This window comes from Caballeronia sordidicola, assembly GCF_001544455.2.
Lineage (GTDB): Bacteria > Pseudomonadota > Gammaproteobacteria > Burkholderiales > Burkholderiaceae > Caballeronia > Caballeronia sordidicola.
The window spans coordinates 186,649-204,146 of record NZ_FCOC02000002.1 but is presented as its reverse complement, the minus strand read 5'-3'; the positions used below and the strand labels follow the sequence as shown (position 1 = coordinate 204,146).

The following is a 17,498-nucleotide window of genomic DNA, read 5'->3' as shown; positions in this document are numbered from 1 at the left end:
GGACGGCACGCCGCAAACCGCCTCGACGGTTGTTGCACGGGGCGGAGCACGCAAATCCCGGCCGAATGGCTAACGCGCTCACCTTTCGCGAGATTCCACATCAGCTTCGCTACAATGAGTGCTCCCTGAAACCCTACCCCGAGCGTTTTAGAGCCTTGAACTTCGATACTCCGCCGGGCCTCAAGGTCGAGGCCGGCCTGCAGGGCAAGGTGGTCCGGCTTTCCGGCCAGTGGACGGCGCTCGCATTGGCGCGCGATCACGCGAGTGCGCGGCGCGGCGTGGTGGAGCGGCTGCGCGGCGTGGGTCAGGAAGCCATCAGGCAATGGGATTTGCTGGCTGTCGAACGGCTCGATCATGTGGGCGGACAGGCGTTGTGGCGCGTCTGGGGCAGGAAGCTGCCGGAACAGGTTTCCCTTTCAGCCACGCAACGAGAAATCTTCGAGCGCGTCGCATTGCTCGACGCGAATCGCGACGAGCCCGAAGTCGTGGACAGGACGGACCCCATCACGCGCTTCGGGCTGCTCCTGTTTTCGTTCTTCGAGCATCTGTACGGCGGCCTCGCCATGTTCGGCGGCTTTGTGCTGGACCTGATCAGTCTGGTGCGCCGGCCGAAGCGGATTCCGTGGACCGAGATTTCCGCGAATATATACAGCGCGGGTACGCAGGCGCTCGGCATTACGGCGCTGGTCGCGTTCCTGATCGGTATCGTGCTGAGTTATCTGTCCGCGCAACAATTGCGCATGTTCGGCGCGAACCAGTACATCGTGAATATCCTGGGGTTGTCGGTAATACGCGAACTGGGACCGGTGCTTTCCGCCATTCTGGTCGCCGGCCGTTCAGGATCCGCGATCACTGCGCAGATCGGCGTGATGCGGGTCACCGAAGAACTCGACGCCATGCAGGTCATGGGCATTCCGCACGGCCTGCGCATTGTGCTGCCGCGCGTGCTGGCGCTGGGTATTGCCATGCCGTTGCTCGTGATGTGGACCAATATTGTGTCGCTGCTTGGCGGCGCGCTGGCGGCGAAGCTGGTGTTGGGTATCGACTTGTCTTTTTTTGCGCGCTCGCTGCCGTCGGTCGTGCCGGTCGCGAATTTGTGGATCGGGCTTGGCAAGGGCGTGGTGTTCGGCATGCTGATTGCGCTTGCCGCGTGTCATTTCGGCTTTCGCATCAAGGCGAATTCGCAAAGCCTCGGGGAAGGCACCACGACTTCGGTGGTGTCCTCCATCACTATTGTGATTCTGGCGGATGCGGTGTTTGCGATCCTTTTCCAGAGGGTGGGAATCTGATGTCGGCAACGCTCGCTTCGGCCGTTCGCGACAAGCCGACTCCGGTGACGGCGGAGCCGGTCATCGAAGTGGTGGATGTGACCAAGCGCTACGGCAGCACGGTGATTCACGAGCATCTGAACCTCGAAGTGCGGCGCGGCGAAATCCTGGCGCTGCTGGGCGGATCGGGTTCCGGCAAGACCACGCTCGTGCGGCAGATGCTCGGGCTCGAGTCGCCCACGTCCGGCACGATCCGCGTGCTTGGCGAGGAATGGGCGAAGATGGATCCGGAAACCGCGCGGATGCTGCGCACGCGCTCCGGCATGATGTTCCAGCAGGGCGCGCTGTTTTCGTCGCTGTCGGTCTACGACAACATTGCGCAGCCGTTTCGCGAACTCGGCAAGATTCCGGAAGACCTGATCCGCGAGTTCGTCATGCTCAAGCTCGAAATGGTGGGGCTGTCGTGCAAGAACATGAGCAAGATGCCGTCGGCGTTATCGGGCGGCATGGTGAAGCGCGTTGGCATTGCGCGGGCTATCGCGCTCGAACCCGAACTGCTTTTTCTCGATGAACCCACGGCCGGGCTCGACCCCAAGGCATCGGATGAATTCGTCGACCTGATTGCGACGCTGCACCGCGCGCTGGGTTTGACCGTGGTTCTCGTCACGCATGACCTGGACACCATGGTCGCGCTTTCCAGCCGCGTTGCGGTGCTTGCCGACCGGCGCGTGCTGGTGGCGGCGCCCGTGGAAGAGGCGGTCGCGGTGGATCACCCGTTTATCCGCGAATATTTTCTTGGGCGGCGCGGCAGGCGCGCGTTACAGGCGTTGCCGCCCGAACGCCGCTCAAGATTGCCGGCGGTCGCGCTTGAAGACGCGCCCTGCGGCCCCGCGCTCTAGGCGTTCTCATGAGCGGCATGCGTTGGCGCTCGGGCGGTAAGCAGTAAATAAAGGAACCTGCTGATGGAAAACAAATCCCATGCGTTCTTGGCCGGACTGTTCACTATCGGACTGATGGTCGCTATCGGCGTCGCGGTGTTCTTCTTCAACGTCGACCGCACGGTGCGCGTGCCGTATGACCTGGTGGCGCGGACCAATGTGACGGGGCTGTATTCGGACGCCGACGTGCGCTATCGCGGTCTCGGGGTGGGCAAGGTGCAGTCCATCAAGTTCGACCAGGGCCATCCGGGTCAGATCCGTATCCGCATCATGGTCGATAAAACCGCGCCGATCACGCAATCCACGTTCGCCACGCTCGGTTTCCAGGGCGTGACGGGCATCGCGTTCGTGCAACTCGACGACACCGGCAAGAATCCGGCGCCGCTGCCTTCGTCGGCACAACAGGTGGCGTCGCTGCCGTTGCGCCCGGGGCTGTTCGACCAGTTGCAGCAGCGCGGCGACGTGCTGATCAAGAAGTTCGAGCGCATTGCCGACGACGCCGACAGATTCCTGTCCGACGACATGCGCGATCAGGTCATGCAGACGACCAAAAGCCTGCAGGGCGCGGCTGACGGCATTGCAATGTTGAGCAAGCAAGTGGGGCCCGTGGCGCAGCAGTTACCGCGCACGCTGCATCAACTGGACCGCACGCTTGCCTCCACGACTACGCTTGCAAATAACCTGAGCCGCGCCGACGGGCCGTTTGTCACCAACATGAACAAGGCGGGTGAGGCGGCGGAACGCGCCGGACGCGTGCTGAACGAAGTGAACGAGTCGTTACAGGAGATGTCGGCGCGAGTCGGCTATGAAACCTTGCCGCGCGTGAATTCGCTGGCCGACGACGTGGGCAGCGCGGCGCGTTCCGTCGATCACGCCGCGGACACGTTCAACCGGAATCCGCGCAGCGTGCTGTTTGGCGCGCCACAGCCGGCGCCGGGTCCGGGCGAGCCGGGTTTCCAATGGCCGGCGGCGGCGTCGAAATGAGCCCGCTGTTCAATGCGCGGCCAGAGCCTCGGGCCTTGGCTGCGCGGCTTGTTGAGCCCGGTTTTCAAAAAATTCAATCAGGAAATTGAGATGCCACACACGATCTTGCGGGCGCTGCGCTCGCTGCCGCGCGCCCGTGCCGGCCTCATTGTTTTTTCCCTGGCCGCGATGCTGGCCGGCTGCGCATCGGGACCCCCGGCGGCGGTATCGAATATTCGATACGACCTTGGCGACCCCGCGCCGCTCGCCGGCACCATGACCATGCCGCCGGTGAAGGTGCTGGCGGTGAGCGCATCGAAGAATCTGGATACCGACGCGTTTATCTATCGCCTGAAATACGCCGATGCACAGCGCATCGGCCGTTATGCCGACAGCCACTGGACCAGTTCGCCCGCCGACCTGCTGACGCAGCGCCTGCGTGCCGCGCTGGCATCGCGCGGTCCCGTGCTGACCGGCTCCGACCCCGTGCGCGCGCCCATGTTGCAGGTCGATCTGACCAACTTCGAGCAAGTGTTCGATGCCCCCGAAAAGAGCCACGGCGAGATATCGGCGCGCGTGACGTTGTCGCAGCATGGGCAGGTGGTCGGTCAGCGCACGTTCGTGGCGCGCGCGCCTTCCTATTCGCCCGATGCCGAAGGCGGCGCGCGGGCGCTCGCGGCGGCGTCCGACGACCTGATCGCGCAAATGGCCGCGTGGCTCGGCGTGCAGCCGCTGGTTGCATCGCAGTGATTGGTACGTCAGTCAACGCAGCAGCGCGCGCATCCAGGCGGCCTGCATGATCCTCAAGCACTGGCAACGCCGGCCTTCGGCGTTGTCGCGGCAGGCGCTTGCCGTCTATACGCTGCTGATTGTCTACGGCTCGCTGTATCCGTTTTCGGGCTGGCGGTCGTTGGGCATCGGTCCGTTCGCGTATCTCACCGATCCGCTGCCGCAATATCTCACCGCGTTCGACGTCATCACCAACGTGCTCGGCTATATGCCGTTTGGTGCGCTGGCCGTGCTGGCGCTGTATCCGCGATACCGCAGCGTGCTGGCCGCGAGTCTTGCGTTTATCGGCGGGGCGATGCTATCCGGCGCCATGGAAGCCGTGCAGACGTATTTGCCCACGCGAGTGTCGTCGAATCTGGATCTGGCGGCGAACGCGCTGGGTGCGTTGCTGGGCGCCGCGCTCACCGCGCCGGCCACGAGCATGCTGCTCGATCGCGGCGCGCTGCGGCGCCTGCGCTTCATGTGGTTCGAACGTGAGGCGGCTTACGTGCTGGGTTTATCGGCGCTCTGGCCTTTTGCGACCATGTACCCCGCGCCGTTCCTGTTCGCCGTCGGCAATCTGCCGCGCCTGCTTTGGCAACAGCTCGACCCGGTCATGCAGGATGCGCTGCTGTCATGGATTCCGGCCGCGTGGAACGTGACCGCGTGGCCGCTGCGTTTCGGCGGTCGGCTTCCCGACGATGCATGGGAAATGCTGATCACGTCGCTGAACCTTTTTGCCGCGCTCGTGCTCGCGACGTTGCCCATGCGCGTGCGCGCCCCACGCGTGCGTCTGCTGCTGGGCCTCGTGATCGCAACGCTATGCGCGAAAGCCGGCGCGACCTTTCTGCAATCGCGCTCAGGCCTCACCTTCGACTGGGCCACGGACGGCGCCATATATGGCATCGCGGCTGGCACGGCGGCCGGGCTCCTTTCTTTGCAATGCTCGCGCGCGTGGCGCGCAACGCTCGCGGGCATTGCGTTGATCGTGGCGCTTGTTCTGGTCAACCTGCTGCCGGTGAATCCCTACTTCGATATCGTCGTCGCCGACTGGCGCCAGGGGCGTTATCTGCATTTCAACGGTCTCGCGCACTGGCTCGCGTGGGTATGGCCGTATGCCGCGCTGGGCTGGCTGGCATCGACGGCCGAGCGCGCGTTTCTCGGCCGGCGGCGCGGCGGGAGCCTGAAAAGTTGACTGCGGCAGTGCTCGCTATAATCGAAAAAGGTCACAAAAATCCCCACATCTTCTCTGGCCAAGCTAATGGATCCCTTCTACAAATATCACGTGTTCTTCTGCCTCAATCAGCGCGCGCCTGATGCTCCACGTCCGAGCTGTGCGAATTGCGGCGCGCAGGCCATGCAGGAATACGCGAAGAAACGCGTGAAGCAGCTTGGCCTCGCGGGTGACGGCAAGGTGCGCATCAACAAGGCGGGATGTCTCGAACGATGCGAACTCGGACCTGTGATCGTCGTGTATCCGGAAGGGACCTGGTACACGTACGTGGATGAAGCGGATATCGATGAAATCGTGGATTCGCATCTGGTGAACGGCAAGGTCGTGGAGCGTTTGCTCATCGACCAGCCAGCGGCCTGAGGTTCAAGCGATGAATGCACAGACCGAAAAATTTTTGATCGACGGCCCCGTGGGCAAGATCGAAGTCGCGCTGGACCGGCCCGCTGAAGGCACGGCGCCGCGCGGCATTGCGCTAGTCGCGCATCCGCATCCGCTCTATGGCGGCACCATGGACAACAAGGTCGCGCAGACGCTCGCGCGCACGCTTGTGCAGCTTGGCTACATTACGTATCGATCGAATTTTCGGGGCGTCGGGCAAACGCAGGGCGAGCACGACAACGGCACCGGCGAGCGCGACGACCTGCTGGCTGTCCTTGCCCACATGCGCGCGCAGCCGGGTCAGGCCGACGTGCCGCTCGTACTCGCCGGTTTCTCGTTCGGTACCTTCGTGGTGTCGCACGTGGCAAAGCAATTGCGCGAGTCGGGCGAAGTGATCGAGCGCATGGTGATGGTCGGTACGGCGGCGAGCAACTGGCCGGTCGCCGAAGTGCCCGACAACACGCTCGTGATCCACGGCGAAGTCGACGACACCGTTCCAATCGCCTCGGTCTATGAATGGGCGCGTCCGCAGGAATTGCCTGTGGTGGTGATTCCGGGCGGCGAGCATTTCTTCCACAGGAAGTTGCATGTACTGAAGAAGATCATCGTTGACGCGTGGCGTTGAGACCGCCTCAAAAATTCAGCATCCTCCGATAGATTCAGCGCGCGGCGCAAAGGCTTTCAAACGCTTTGCGCCGCGTCTGTTTTTACATTCGCTTTCACGAATCCCATTTGAATCAAGCCGCTTCTCAGGCAAAAGGCACATGCCGCACGCGTATAATGGCGCAGACTTTTGCGCGGCCAAGGTTGATCGGCCAGCGCTTGCCGTAGTGCATGGAGCACGCGAGTCGCGGCTTGTGCCGGCGGCTTGCGCGAAGCCCATGTGCCGCTTGAGTATCGAAGCGCGCGGAGGTCAGTCCGAACGAATCCCGGCGCCGCGCGTTAAAGCCAGGCGCTCCGCCCGACTGACCTTCCGCCTGTACAACCTGCGAGTCGCGTTTTCTCCGGACATCCCGGAGAACGCCGGCTCGCCGATGCCTTTTCTGCCGATCCGAACCTATGCGCTTTTCCCCTTCCGGCTTGTCCTTTGTTGCTCCTTCCTTCGTTCACCGTGCCGTTGCTGCCGCGATCGTTTTGCCCGCGGCGCTCGTTGCGTCCAGCGCGTTCGCCCAGGTTCCACCGCCCGACGTAACGGCCCGTTCGTGGGTTCTCGTCGATGCAACCAGCAACCAGGTGCTTGCTTCCGGCAATCCGGACGAACGCTCGGAACCGGCGTCGCTCACCAAGCTGATGACCGCGTATCTCGTTTTCGACGCGCTGAAGTCGAAGAAGATCAACATGGAGCAGACCGTCATGCCGAGCGAAGCCGTGCGCCGCGTGGGCACGGACGAGTCGCGCATGTTCATCGAGGCGAACAAGCCGGTGACCGTTCACGATCTCGTGTACGGCATGATCATTCAGTCGGGTAACGACGCAGCCATTGCGCTCGCCGAACTCGTGGGCGGAAGCGAAGGGAATTTCGTCACGCTGATGAACGCGGCGGCCAAGCAGATCGGTATGAAGAATACCCATTTCGCCGATGTCAACGGCATGCCCGACCCGAATCACTACACCACGGCGGGCGATCTGGCCGTGCTGTCCACGCGTCTGATCCGCGACTTCCCCGAGTATTACGCCATCTTCTCGGTGAAGGATTTCACCTATAACAAGATCAAGCAGCCGAACCGCAACCGCCTGCTGTGGATCGATTCAACGGTCGATGGCCTCAAGACGGGCCACACGAAAGCGGCGGGCTATTGCCTGATCGCAACCACGAAGCGCCCGCTGGAAGGTGTGCCCGACGCCAGCCGCCGCCTGGTCGCGGTGATGATGGGTGAGCCGAAAGAGCACAACCGGGTGCAGGACAGCCTGAAAATGCTCAACTACGGCTATTCGGCCTATGACGCTGTGCGTCTTTACAAGGCCGGTCAGGTGATCGATTCACCGCGCGTCTACAAGGGCACGGAAAACGCCGTGAAGGCCGGCGTGGAGACGGATCAATACATCACCGTGCCGAAGGGCATGGGCGACAAGGTCAAGCCGACGGTTGCGCACAACGACACCATCGTTGCACCGATCAAGAAGGGACAGCAGATTGGCTCCGTCAAGATGATGGCCGATGGCAAGGAAGTGGCGCAATTTCCGCTGGTTGCGCTGCAGGATGTTCCGCAGGCTGGTTTCGTTGGCCGGACGTGGGATTCGTTGTTGATGATGTGGCAAAAGAAGAAGTAAGCATCAGCCAGCCGAGTTGGAATCGGGCGATCCGGCTCCATCTATGCAAGCTGTAAGACGCCCGGACGGCCCGGGCGTCCTGTGAAGGAGAACACCATGAGCTCACCTGATATCGACGCGCTGTTCGATTTCCCCTGCGATTTTCCAATCAAGGTGATGGGCGCGACGCACCCCGAGTTCCGCGACGCCGTTGTTACCGTGATCCGCGAATTCGACGATCAGTTCGACGTGGAGCGCATCGAAACGCGGCCGTCCTCAGGCGGCAAGTACACTGGATTGACGGTGACCGTGCGCGCCCTAAGCCGCGCGCATCTCGACGATATTTATCGCGCGCTGACCGGCCATCCCATGGTCAAAGTGGTGCTTTGAGGTTCTGCTGCGGCTCCAGCAGCGGCTTGGCCGCGCGCCGGGGCCCGCCGCATACTGACGGCGTACTCTCGTACAGTTGCTTGAACTGCATGATTTCATCGAGCAACCACGTACGGAACGTCTGCACCCGCTGTGTTGCCAGAAGGGCAGGCGGACATACGAAGTAATAGTTCCACGGACTCGGTCCATCGATATTAAAAAGCCGCACGAGCCGTCCCGCCACGATTTCATGCATGGCGAGCGACCGCCGCACGAGCGCGATTCCCTGGCCTTGAATGGCCGCCTGCAGCAAATTCGACGAATCCTCGTATAAGACACCGCGCTTGGGTTCGGGCAGATCCACCAGCCCGGCTGCGTCGAACCATGGACGCCAGAGTTCGTCGTGCGAGCGCAGCAACGGCGCGTCCGCCATCTCGGCGAGCGTGCGCGGCAGCTTGCCGCCACGGAAATTGGGCGAACACGCGGGGAAAAACACTTCGTCGAGCAATTCCTCCGAATGCAGTCCGGCGTATTTCCCGATGCTGGCGAAGCGGATGGCGACATCCACGTCCTCGCGCGAAAAATCCGTGAGTTGATTCGTCGACAGCAATTCGAGATTGATCTCCGGATGCCGTTCGATAAACCCGCCAATACGCGGCGTCACCCAGCGCGCGGAAAAAGACGACAGCATCGAGACCACCAGCCGCCGGTCGCGATCCCCCGCGCGCACGCGGCGCGTGGCTTCGGCCAGCGTGGCGAGCGTCGTGCGGACCTCCGTGGCGTATTGCCGGCCAATATCCGAAAGCCGCACGCGCTTGCCATCGCGGGCAAAAAGTATCACGCCGAGATCCGCTTCCAGCGCCCGGATCTGATGACTCACGGCGCCGTGCGTGACGAAGAGTTCGTCGGCGGCGCGGGAGAAGCTTTCGTGTCGCGCTGCGGCTTCGAAAGCGCGCAACGCATTGAGAGCGGGGAGTTGGCGTAGGTCCACGATCATCGGCCCGAATGTGTGTATGTGTGAATTTATCTCACAAACCGACGAAAATTGCTCGTTTTGCGTAAAGCCATGCTGAGTCTATCTTCTACTCATCAACACGATTTTTGGCGGAGGATGTCATGCGAGAAATATCCACAAGCATCATGTTTGAGATCACGGACGGCGAAACGGTGCCGATGCGCATTGGCCGCAGCGTCAAGCTGAGCGTCCAGGGAGCGCCAGTGTGGGCCACGCGCAGCAACGACACCGAAGACTATTGGCTGGTCCCAGGGGACTCGATGAAGCTGCGCGAACGCGAGCGGCTTTGGCTGAGCACCGAAAAGGGCCGCACGGCGCAAGTCGTTTTCACGTTGGCGCCCCGGCCGGATCAGCGCGCGATCGGTTGGCTTGCACGCGGGTTCGAACGGCTGGCCAGCCGGTTCAGGTCCGGATGGCGAACGGTTTGATCGTTGGCCGGGAACTCGTCCTCCGGCGAGGGCGGCGGGATTTCGGTAAACTAATGAAATCATGTCCGCCACGCCGGTAACAACTTTCCCCTCAATTGTCGCCGAGCGCGCCGCCCCAAGCGCGCTGACGCCCACGGTCAACGTCCTTTGGCGCGGCCTTGAGCCGTACACCGAAAGTTTCGACGCCATGCGCGCGTTCACCGAAGCGCGCACGCCGGACACGGCCGATGAAATCTGGCTCGTCGAGCATCCGCCTGTCTTTACGCTCGGTTTGGCGGGAGACCCCGCGCACCTTTTGAATCCCGGCAGCAACATTCCCCTTGTAAAAGTCGATCGAGGTGGCCAGATCACGTATCACGGGCCGGGGCAGGTCGTGGCGTATCTGCTGCTAGACCTGCGGCGGCGCAAGCTGATGGTCCGCGAACTCGTGCAGCGAGTCGAGCAGGGCGTGATCGAAACCCTTGCATCGTATAATCTCGATACTGAACGCAAAGCGGGCGCGCCCGGCATTTACGTGGCAGGGGATGTCGATGAGACGGCTACCCGGCAAGCCCACGCGGGCGCGAAGATCGCGGCGCTTGGCCTGAAAATTCGCAACGGCTGCAGTTATCACGGCGTGAGCCTCAACGTGAAAATGGACCTGCAACCGTTCCTCGCAATCAATCCTTGCGGTTACGCGGGACTTGAAACCGTCGATATGTTCACGCTCGGCGTGATGGCCGACTGGAACGACGTGGCTCAAACGCTGGCTGAAAACCTCACTCACCACATCGGCGGACAAAGCGCGACCGCCGCCCAACCGCAGAACGGCGCGCGGACCCCGCAAGCCGTCTGAATGGACCGACCGAATGACTGACGTAACCGCAAACATCGCAGCACAGGGCGCATCGCTCGCTGTTCCCTACGACGCCACCGCCAAGCAAAAGGCGCAAGCAAAAACGGCGCGCATCCCGATCAAGATCATCCCCATCGAAAAGCTGAAGAAGCCGGAGTGGATTCGCGTGAAGGCCGCGACCGGCAGTTCGCGTTTCACCGAAATCAAGCAGATCCTGCGCGAGCACAACCTGCATACGGTGTGCGAGGAAGCGAGTTGCCCGAACATTGGCGAATGCTTCGGCAAGGGGACGGCCACGTTCATGATCATGGGCGACAAATGCACGCGCCGTTGCCCGTTTTGCGACGTGGGCCACGGCCGCCCCGATCCGCTCGATGCCGACGAACCGCTGAATCTGGCTCGCACCATCGGTGCGCTGAAGCTGAAGTATGTGGTGATCACGAGCGTGGATCGCGATGACCTGCGTGACGGCGGCGCCGCGCACTTCGTGGAATGTATCCGGCAGGTGCGCGAGCACTCGCCGTTGACGCGCATCGAAATCCTGACGCCGGATTTCCGCGGCCGGCTTGATCGTGCAATCGGTATCCTGACCGCCGCGCCGCCCGATGTAATGAACCACAATCTCGAAACGGTGCCGCGTCTTTATAAGGAAGCGCGTCCGGGTTCGGATTACGCGCATTCGCTGAAGTTGCTGAAGGACTTCAAGGCGCTGCATCCGGAAGTGGCGACCAAATCCGGCCTGATGGTTGGTTTGGGCGAAACGGAAGAGGAAATCCTTCAGGTGATGCGCGACCTGCGTGCGCACGACGTGGATATGCTGACCATTGGCCAGTATTTGCAGCCGTCGGAACACCATTTGCCTGTGCGTTCGTACGTTCACCCGGATACGTTCAAGATGTACGAGGAAGAAGCGTACAAGATGGGGTTCACGCACGCGGCGGTTGGCGCAATGGTTCGTTCGAGCTATCACGCCGATCAGCAGGCTCACGATGCGGGACTGGTCGGAGCGGTCTAGGCTCTTTTTGACCAATGCTTGAAGAACCCACGGAAACGTGGGTTTTTTTATGCCTGTCGGCGTCTGTTTGCCCGGAAATCGCGAGCACTGGAACCGTGAATCCGGATCGGGCAAAACCTCGGGAAAGCCCGTATTTAAAGCCTCTAAGGGATTACCCGAATGTCGTCCGGATCGTCGGACGGTGTTTATACAGGATTCCGGAAACACGGATTTTTATCGTTTCGTGGCGTCTAAAAACCCTTAAAAATCAACGTCTCACGCGGGTCAAAAACTGGCATTGACCTTGCAATATGGAAGGCAGGCCAACTGGCCGCAAAAAAACAGGGAGACGATTCGATGCAACCCATCCCATTCAGCCTGACCTGATCATTGCCGACGCCAAACGCGCATCGCCGCAATCGAGCGCCGGCGCGTTTTTGTTTCACCCTTTCGCTATTCGCCGACCATGCCCGCAACCACCGTGACAACCGTCAAGAAACCTTTTTATAAAGTCCTGTATGTGCAGGTGCTGGTGGCTATTGCCATCGGTATTGCGCTCGGGCACTTCTATCCCGCGCTCGCCACCGACATGAAGCCGCTCGGCGATGGATTCATCAAGCTCATCAAAATGGTGATCGGGCCGATCATCTTCTGTACGGTCGTGACCGGGATTGCCGGCATGGAAGACATGAAGAAGGTCGGGCGCGTGGGCGGCAAGGCGCTGCTTTACTTCGAAATCGTCTCCACCTTTGCGCTCGTGCTCGGCCTCGCCGCCACACACCTGCTGAAACCGGGCGTGGGCTTCAACATCGATCCGGCCACGCTCGACGGCAAAGCGGTTGCTTCGTACGCTGCGAAGGCGCACGGCCAGTCGACGACCGACTTCCTGCTGCACATCATTCCGGACACGATCTCGTCGGCGTTCGCACAAGGTGAAATTCTGCAGATCCTGCTCGTCGCACTGCTGTTCGGCGCGGTGCTTGCCACGGCGGGCGAGAAAGGCCGCGTGGTGACAGGGTTTATCGAAGGGCTGTCGCATATCCTGTTCGGCATTGTGCGCATCATCACGAAGCTGGCGCCGATCGGCGCGTTCGGCGCAATGGCGTTCACCATTGGCAAGTACGGCATCGGTTCGCTGATTCCCATGCTCAAGCTGATCGGCACGTTCTATCTGACATCGGTCGTGTTCGTGGTCGTGGTGCTCGGGATCATCGCGCGGCTGGTGGGCTTCAACATCCTGCGCTTCGTGGCGTACATCAAGGAAGAAATGCTGATCGTGCTCGGTACGAGCTCGTCTGAAGCCGCGTTGCCGCAACTGATGCTCAAGCTCGAAAAGCTCGGCTGCTCGCGCTCGGTGGTGGGCCTCGTGGTGCCGACCGGCTATTCGTTCAATCTCGACGGCACGAACATCTACATGACGATGGCCGTGCTGTTTATTGCCCAGGCAACAAACACCGACCTCACGTGGACGCAGCAACTGACGCTGCTCGCCGTGACCATGCTCACCTCGAAGGGCGCAAGCGGCGTGACCGGCGCGGGTTTCATCACGCTGGCCGCAACGCTTGCCGTGGTGCCGACCATTCCGCTGTCGGGCATGGTGCTGATTCTTGGCATCGACCGCTTCATGAGCGAGTGCCGCGCGCTGACGAATATTGTGGGCAATGGCGTCGCGACCGTGGTTGTGTCGGCGTGGGAAAAGGAACTGGACCGCAACAAGCTGCGCGATCAGCTCAGGCACGGCGCGGTCGATACCGAAGCCGAGACGGTTTCCTGATCGTCGCCACGGCGATTCAGCCGATCGCACTAAGGAACCAACAGCCATGAAAGCGGCGAAGCATTCTCTGGCGGATGCTTCGCCGCGTGCGTTTACCGACGCCGGCGTGGCGGACGCGGGCTTTGCTGAACATGCGGGGTCTGAAGCGTCGTTCGAAGCGGCGCGTGCCACAATCGGGGGATCCAACCGACTGGAACCCGTTCCCGTGACGCGGCGTTTGCTGGTTTTCCTCGTTCTTCTTGCGGCGCTGTGCGGCGTGTGCGCGCTCACGTGGAGCATTGCGTGGCAGCGCGGCCTGGATGACCTTCGCCAGAATGCGGCGACGCGCGTCGACCGTACAACTGCCGAGCTGAAAAGCACACTCGACCGGTACGAATATCTGCCGTATCTGTTGTCACGGCATCCGTTCGTGCAGGAAGTTCTCGCCGATCCAAACCCGCGCTACGCGGCCCGTGCGGATCGCTATCTCGAAGACCTGAACACGCACGCACGCGCGACCGCGACATACATCATCCAGGCCAACGGGCGCTGCGTGGCGGCGAGCAACTGGAACGGACCGGACAGTTTCGTGGGCGCGGAGTATCTGTTCCGCCCGTATTTCGTCGATGCCCTCAACGGCGGGACGGGGCGGTTTTTCGGGCTGGGCACCATTTCGCGCGAGCCCGGATATTTCATCTCGCAGCCGGTTTTCAGGGAAGGGCCGTCCGCGGGCGCGGCGCGCGAGATTATAGGCGTGGCGGTCGTTAAGCTGAACCTGGAATGGCTGCAAGGAGCGGACGCCACCGAACCGCTGCTCGTGACCGATGACCACGGCGTGATCTTCCTCTCCTCCGTGCCGGAGTGGAAATATCACACGCTGCGGCCGTTGCCGAAGGACGTCGAGGCATCGGTTTATTCGGCGCGGCAATACGCGCAACATCCGGTCACGCCGCTGCCGATGACCATCGTTCGTACGCTTGAGGGCGGCGCGCAGATCGTGCGCGTGGGCGGTGGCCGCGACGCGCCGAGTTATCTCGCGACGCAGCGCGCGCTCGGCGAGCCCGACTGGCACCTGATGACGATGGTGTCGCTCGCGCCAGCCGTGGATGCGGCGCGCAGCGCGACCATTGTTACGGCGCTGCTGTATATCTCGCTATGTTCGGTGGCGTTTTATTGGCGCATGCGCCGTGCGCGCGTGCGCGAAATGATCCGCAGCCGCGCGCTGTTGCAGACGGCTTACGCCGAGCTCAACGAACGCGTGGCGGAGCGCACGGCGGATTTGTCGCAAGCGAATGCGTTGCTGACGAAGGAGGTGAGCGAGCGCACCCGCGCCGAGCAGGACCTGCGCGCGGCTCACGACGAACTCATCCAGGCGAGCAAACTTGCCGCTTTGGGACAAATGGCGGCGGGCATCACGCACGAACTGAATCAGCCGCTTGCCGCGCTGCGAAGTTTCTCCGATAACACTCGCGTGTTTATCGAACGCGGCGATCATGTGGCGGCGAATGAAAATCTGGAAGCGATCGCCGCGCTCACCGAACGCATGGGCAAGATCACGAACCAGCTCAAGTTGTTCGTGGCGAAAGCTCGTCCAAAAAACGCGCGCACCGACGTGCGCCGCGCATTGCGCAACGTGCTCGCCATGCTGCAGCCGCGCTTGAAGCACGTGAAAGTCGCGTTGAGCGCGGACGATCAGCCGCCGCTTCACGTGCGCTGCGAGGATTTGCGGCTGGAGCAGATCCTGATCAACCTGATTGGCAACGCGCTGGACGCGGTGCAATCGTGCGATGTTCCGCGTATCGAGATTGAATTGCTCACCCATGAGACCATGGTCGAGATCGTGGTGCGCGACAACGGCCCCGGCATTGCTGCCGATATCCTGCCGCGTCTGTTCGAGCCGTTCTTTACCACGAAGGAAATGGGGCATGGACTGGGCCTTGGACTCGCGATCTCGTCGGCGATAGCGCGCGATTACGGCGGCACGCTGGTCGCGCGCAACGTGGCGCGGCAAATCGAAGTCGACGGACCCGAAGGCGGCACGCAAGCAGACGCGGACCGGTCGCAGGGCGCAGAATTCGTCATTACTTTGTTGCGCGCCTAGCGTATCGAGCAGAAACGGGAAACCATGACAACAGGTCTTGAGGTCATCTTTATCGAAGACGACGAACTGGTGCGGCGCGCGAGCGTGCAAAGTCTTCAGCTCGCCGGCTTCGACGTCGCAGCGTTCGGCAGCGTGGAGGGCGCGGCGCGCGCTATTGACGCCAGTTTTCCCGGCGTGATCGTGAGCGATATCCGCTTGCCGGGCGCAAGCGGCCTCGAATTGCTCGCCCAATGCCACGAGCGTGCGCCCGAAGTGCCGGTGATCCTGGTCACAGGCCACGGCGACATATCGATGGCCGTTCAGGCAATGCGCGACGGCGCGTACGATTTCATCGAAAAGCCGTTTGCTTCCGAGCGGTTGATCGAAGCGGTCCGGCGTGCGCTCGAACGGCGCAAGCTCGTGCTCGAAAACCGCGCACTCAGGCGCGAGCTTGCGGGTCAGAGCAGCGTGGCACCGCGGATCATCGGTCGCAGTCCGGCGATCGAGCAGGTTCGCAAGCTGATCGCGAACGTGGCGCCGACCGACGCGTCCGTGTTGATCAACGGCGATACCGGAGCCGGCAAGGAACTGATCGCACGCAGTCTGCACGATCTCTCGCCACGCCGCGACAAACCCTTTATTGCGGTGAATTGCGGCGCATTGCCCGAGCAGATGTTCGAATCCGAGATGTTCGGTTATGAAGCCGGCGCGTTTACCGGTGCGCAGAAGCGGCGTATCGGCAAGCTGGAGCACGCGTCCGGCGGCACGCTTTTTCTCGATGAAATCGAAAGCATGCCGCTCGCGCTGCAGGTGAAACTGCTGCGCGTGTTGCAGGACGGCGTGCTGGAGCGGCTGGGTTCGAACCAGCCTATTCGCGCAAATTGCCGTGTGATCGCGGCGGCAAAAGGCGACATGGCGGAGCACATCGCGGCGGGCACGTTCCGGCGCGACCTGATGTACCGCCTGAACGTGGTGACGATCACGCTGCCGCCGCTTGCCGAGCGCCGCGAGGACGTGGTGCCGCTCTTCGAACATTTTCTCCTCGATGCCGCCGTGCGCTACGAGCGCGCCGCGCCGCTCCTGAGCGACCGGCAGCGAGCCGAGCTGATGCAGCGCGATTGGCCGGGCAACGTGCGCGAACTGCGCAACGCGGCGGACCGGATGGTGCTTGGAATCATCGATGAAACCGGCGTTCCTATCGATGCCGCCACGCAGTCGCTAAAAGAACGCACGGAGCAGTTCGAGCGCGCGGTGATTGGCGAGGCGCTGGAGCAATGTGGCGGCGTGGTGGCCGCGGCGGCCGACCGGCTGCAACTGGGCAAGGCGACGCTCTACGAGAAGATCAAGCGCTATGGGCTTGCTGCGAAGGGAGATGGCGAGCGCTAGGGATTCCTGGATGCTTGAAAACAAAAACGCCCGGCTTGGAATCGTCCAGCCGGGCGTTTTGCGGTAAGGCTCTATTTAGCCGTTTTGGCTCATGCTTATTCTCACGCTCACGCGGCGTTCAGCGCCTTGTCCAGCAAGGCATCGAGTTCAGCGAAGGTCGGCTCGCCCACGTAGCGCTTCAGGATCTTGCCGTCCTTGTCCACCACGAACGTGGTCGGCGTGAGCTGCACATTGCCGAATTGCTTTGCCGCGCTGCCGTCGTCCATGGCGACCTTGAATGGCAGGTTGCGCGTCTGCGCGTAGTTGTTCACGTACATGGGCGCGTCGTAGTTCATGGCGACGGCGACAAATTCGAGGCCGCGGCCCTTGAAGCGGTTGTACGTGTTGATCATCTCCGGCATCTCTTTCATGCAGGTCTCGCAACTCGTCGCCCAGAAATTGATCAGGTAGACCTTGCCCTTGAGATCAGTCGATGTCGAAACCTTCTGTCCGGACAAGAGCGTGAAGGTCGCATCCGGCACGCGTTGCTGCCCACCAAACGCGAAGTAACCGGTGCACGCGATCACGCCCGCCACGACTGCCATGACGATGTAGCGCAGCGGGCTTTTGCCGCGCGCAGATGAAGCCTGTGAATTCTCTGACATGAAAACCTCGGCCGTACTCGATTGAAAGGCGTCTGTTTGCAGCGGCTTTGCGGCAGATCCGCGCGGTTGCCACGCATTGCTGAATATTGCTGAACTACTGGATGCAGCGCATTTTAGCCCTAATCTCGGAAAAGCGTTTTACCGGAAAAGCGTCCCCAGCATGGCAGCAGCACCATTGAGGCAGGCAGCGGATAA

17 protein-coding genes are annotated in these 17,498 nt (G+C 61.9%); 15 read left to right on the top strand and 2 right to left on the bottom strand.

The genetic code is table 11. The features are described 5' to 3' along the window. The first annotated feature begins 155 nt into the window (after window positions 1–155). From AWB64_RS04125 to AWB64_RS04085, 9 genes are all read left to right on the top strand, one after another. Window positions 156–1,289 carry an MlaE family ABC transporter permease gene (locus tag AWB64_RS04125; RefSeq protein WP_060817360.1) on the top strand — a complete coding sequence of 378 codons (1,134 nt, stop codon included), beginning with the start codon at window positions 156–158 and terminating at the stop codon, window positions 1,287–1,289. Next, a complete protein-coding gene (locus AWB64_RS04120) occupies window positions 1,289–2,167 on the top strand; it encodes an ABC transporter ATP-binding protein (protein WP_060817359.1) in 879 nt (292 codons plus the stop codon). The genes AWB64_RS04125 and AWB64_RS04120 overlap by 1 nt, the downstream gene beginning before the upstream one ends. Before the next feature lie 63 nt (window positions 2,168–2,230). Next, entirely contained in the window at window positions 2,231–3,190 is a 960-nt protein-coding gene (locus AWB64_RS04115) for an MlaD family protein (protein WP_060817358.1), read from the top strand. A gap of 90 nt (window positions 3,191–3,280) precedes the next feature. After that, window positions 3,281–3,919, top strand: coding sequence for an ABC-type transport auxiliary lipoprotein family protein (locus AWB64_RS04110; RefSeq protein WP_060817750.1), 639 nt, complete (start codon window positions 3,281–3,283; stop codon window positions 3,917–3,919). Between the two features lie 46 nt (window positions 3,920–3,965). Next, window positions 3,966–5,132 (top strand): VanZ family protein, encoded by a 1,167-nt coding sequence (locus tag AWB64_RS04105; RefSeq protein WP_060817357.1) that lies wholly within the window; start codon window positions 3,966–3,968, stop codon window positions 5,130–5,132. Window positions 5,133–5,198: 66 nt separating this feature from the next. Next, on the top strand, window positions 5,199–5,531 hold the full coding sequence (locus AWB64_RS04100; protein ID WP_060817356.1) for a (2Fe-2S) ferredoxin domain-containing protein: 333 nt from the start codon (window positions 5,199–5,201) through the stop codon (window positions 5,529–5,531). 10 nt (window positions 5,532–5,541) lie between these two features. Further along, on the top strand, window positions 5,542–6,174 hold the full coding sequence (locus tag AWB64_RS04095; RefSeq protein WP_060817355.1) for an alpha/beta hydrolase: 633 nt from the start codon (window positions 5,542–5,544) through the stop codon (window positions 6,172–6,174). Between the two features lie 434 nt (window positions 6,175–6,608). Further along, a complete protein-coding gene (locus AWB64_RS04090; protein WP_060817354.1) occupies window positions 6,609–7,820 on the top strand; it encodes a D-alanyl-D-alanine carboxypeptidase family protein in 1,212 nt (403 codons plus the stop codon). Between the two features lie 96 nt (window positions 7,821–7,916). After that, window positions 7,917–8,189, top strand: coding sequence for a DUF493 family protein (locus AWB64_RS04085; RefSeq protein ID WP_060817353.1), 273 nt, complete (start codon window positions 7,917–7,919; stop codon window positions 8,187–8,189). Here AWB64_RS04085 and AWB64_RS04080 read toward each other — a convergent pair. Next, window positions 8,173–9,159, bottom strand: a complete 987-nt coding sequence (locus AWB64_RS04080; RefSeq protein ID WP_060817749.1) for a transcriptional regulator GcvA — start codon at window positions 9,157–9,159, stop codon at window positions 8,173–8,175. The two genes, AWB64_RS04085 and AWB64_RS04080, sit on opposite strands and share 17 nt — an antisense overlap. A 125-nt stretch (window positions 9,160–9,284) precedes the next feature. Between AWB64_RS04080 and AWB64_RS04075 the strand changes: the two genes are divergently transcribed. The 6 genes from AWB64_RS04075 (at window position 9,285) to AWB64_RS04050 (ending at window position 16,659) form a co-directional block, all read left to right on the top strand. Then, entirely contained in the window at window positions 9,285–9,611 is a 327-nt protein-coding gene (locus AWB64_RS04075; protein WP_060817352.1) for a DUF2917 domain-containing protein, read from the top strand. Between the two features lie 61 nt (window positions 9,612–9,672). Continuing rightward, on the top strand, window positions 9,673–10,446 hold the full coding sequence (gene lipB / locus AWB64_RS04070; RefSeq protein ID WP_060817351.1) for a lipoyl(octanoyl) transferase LipB: 774 nt from the start codon (window positions 9,673–9,675) through the stop codon (window positions 10,444–10,446). Window positions 10,447–10,459: 13 nt separating this feature from the next. Beyond that, window positions 10,460–11,461 carry a lipoyl synthase gene (gene lipA, locus AWB64_RS04065; RefSeq protein WP_060817350.1) on the top strand — a complete coding sequence of 334 codons (1,002 nt, stop codon included), beginning with the start codon at window positions 10,460–10,462 and terminating at the stop codon, window positions 11,459–11,461. Between the two features lie 460 nt (window positions 11,462–11,921). Next, a complete protein-coding gene (locus tag AWB64_RS04060) occupies window positions 11,922–13,214 on the top strand; it encodes a dicarboxylate/amino acid:cation symporter (RefSeq protein ID WP_244163924.1) in 1,293 nt (430 codons plus the stop codon). Window positions 13,215–13,260: 46 nt separating this feature from the next. Beyond that, window positions 13,261–15,294, top strand: coding sequence for a sensor histidine kinase (locus AWB64_RS04055; RefSeq protein ID WP_082850360.1), 2,034 nt, complete (start codon window positions 13,261–13,263; stop codon window positions 15,292–15,294). Between the two features lie 24 nt (window positions 15,295–15,318). Then, a complete protein-coding gene (locus tag AWB64_RS04050) occupies window positions 15,319–16,659 on the top strand; it encodes a sigma-54-dependent transcriptional regulator (RefSeq protein ID WP_060817348.1) in 1,341 nt (446 codons plus the stop codon). 107 nt (window positions 16,660–16,766) lie between these two features. Here the strand turns inward: AWB64_RS04050 and AWB64_RS04045 are convergent, their stop codons facing one another. After that, window positions 16,767–17,303, bottom strand: a complete 537-nt coding sequence (locus AWB64_RS04045; RefSeq protein ID WP_060817347.1) for a peroxiredoxin family protein — start codon at window positions 17,301–17,303, stop codon at window positions 16,767–16,769. Between the last annotated feature and the right edge of the window lie 195 nt (window positions 17,304–17,498).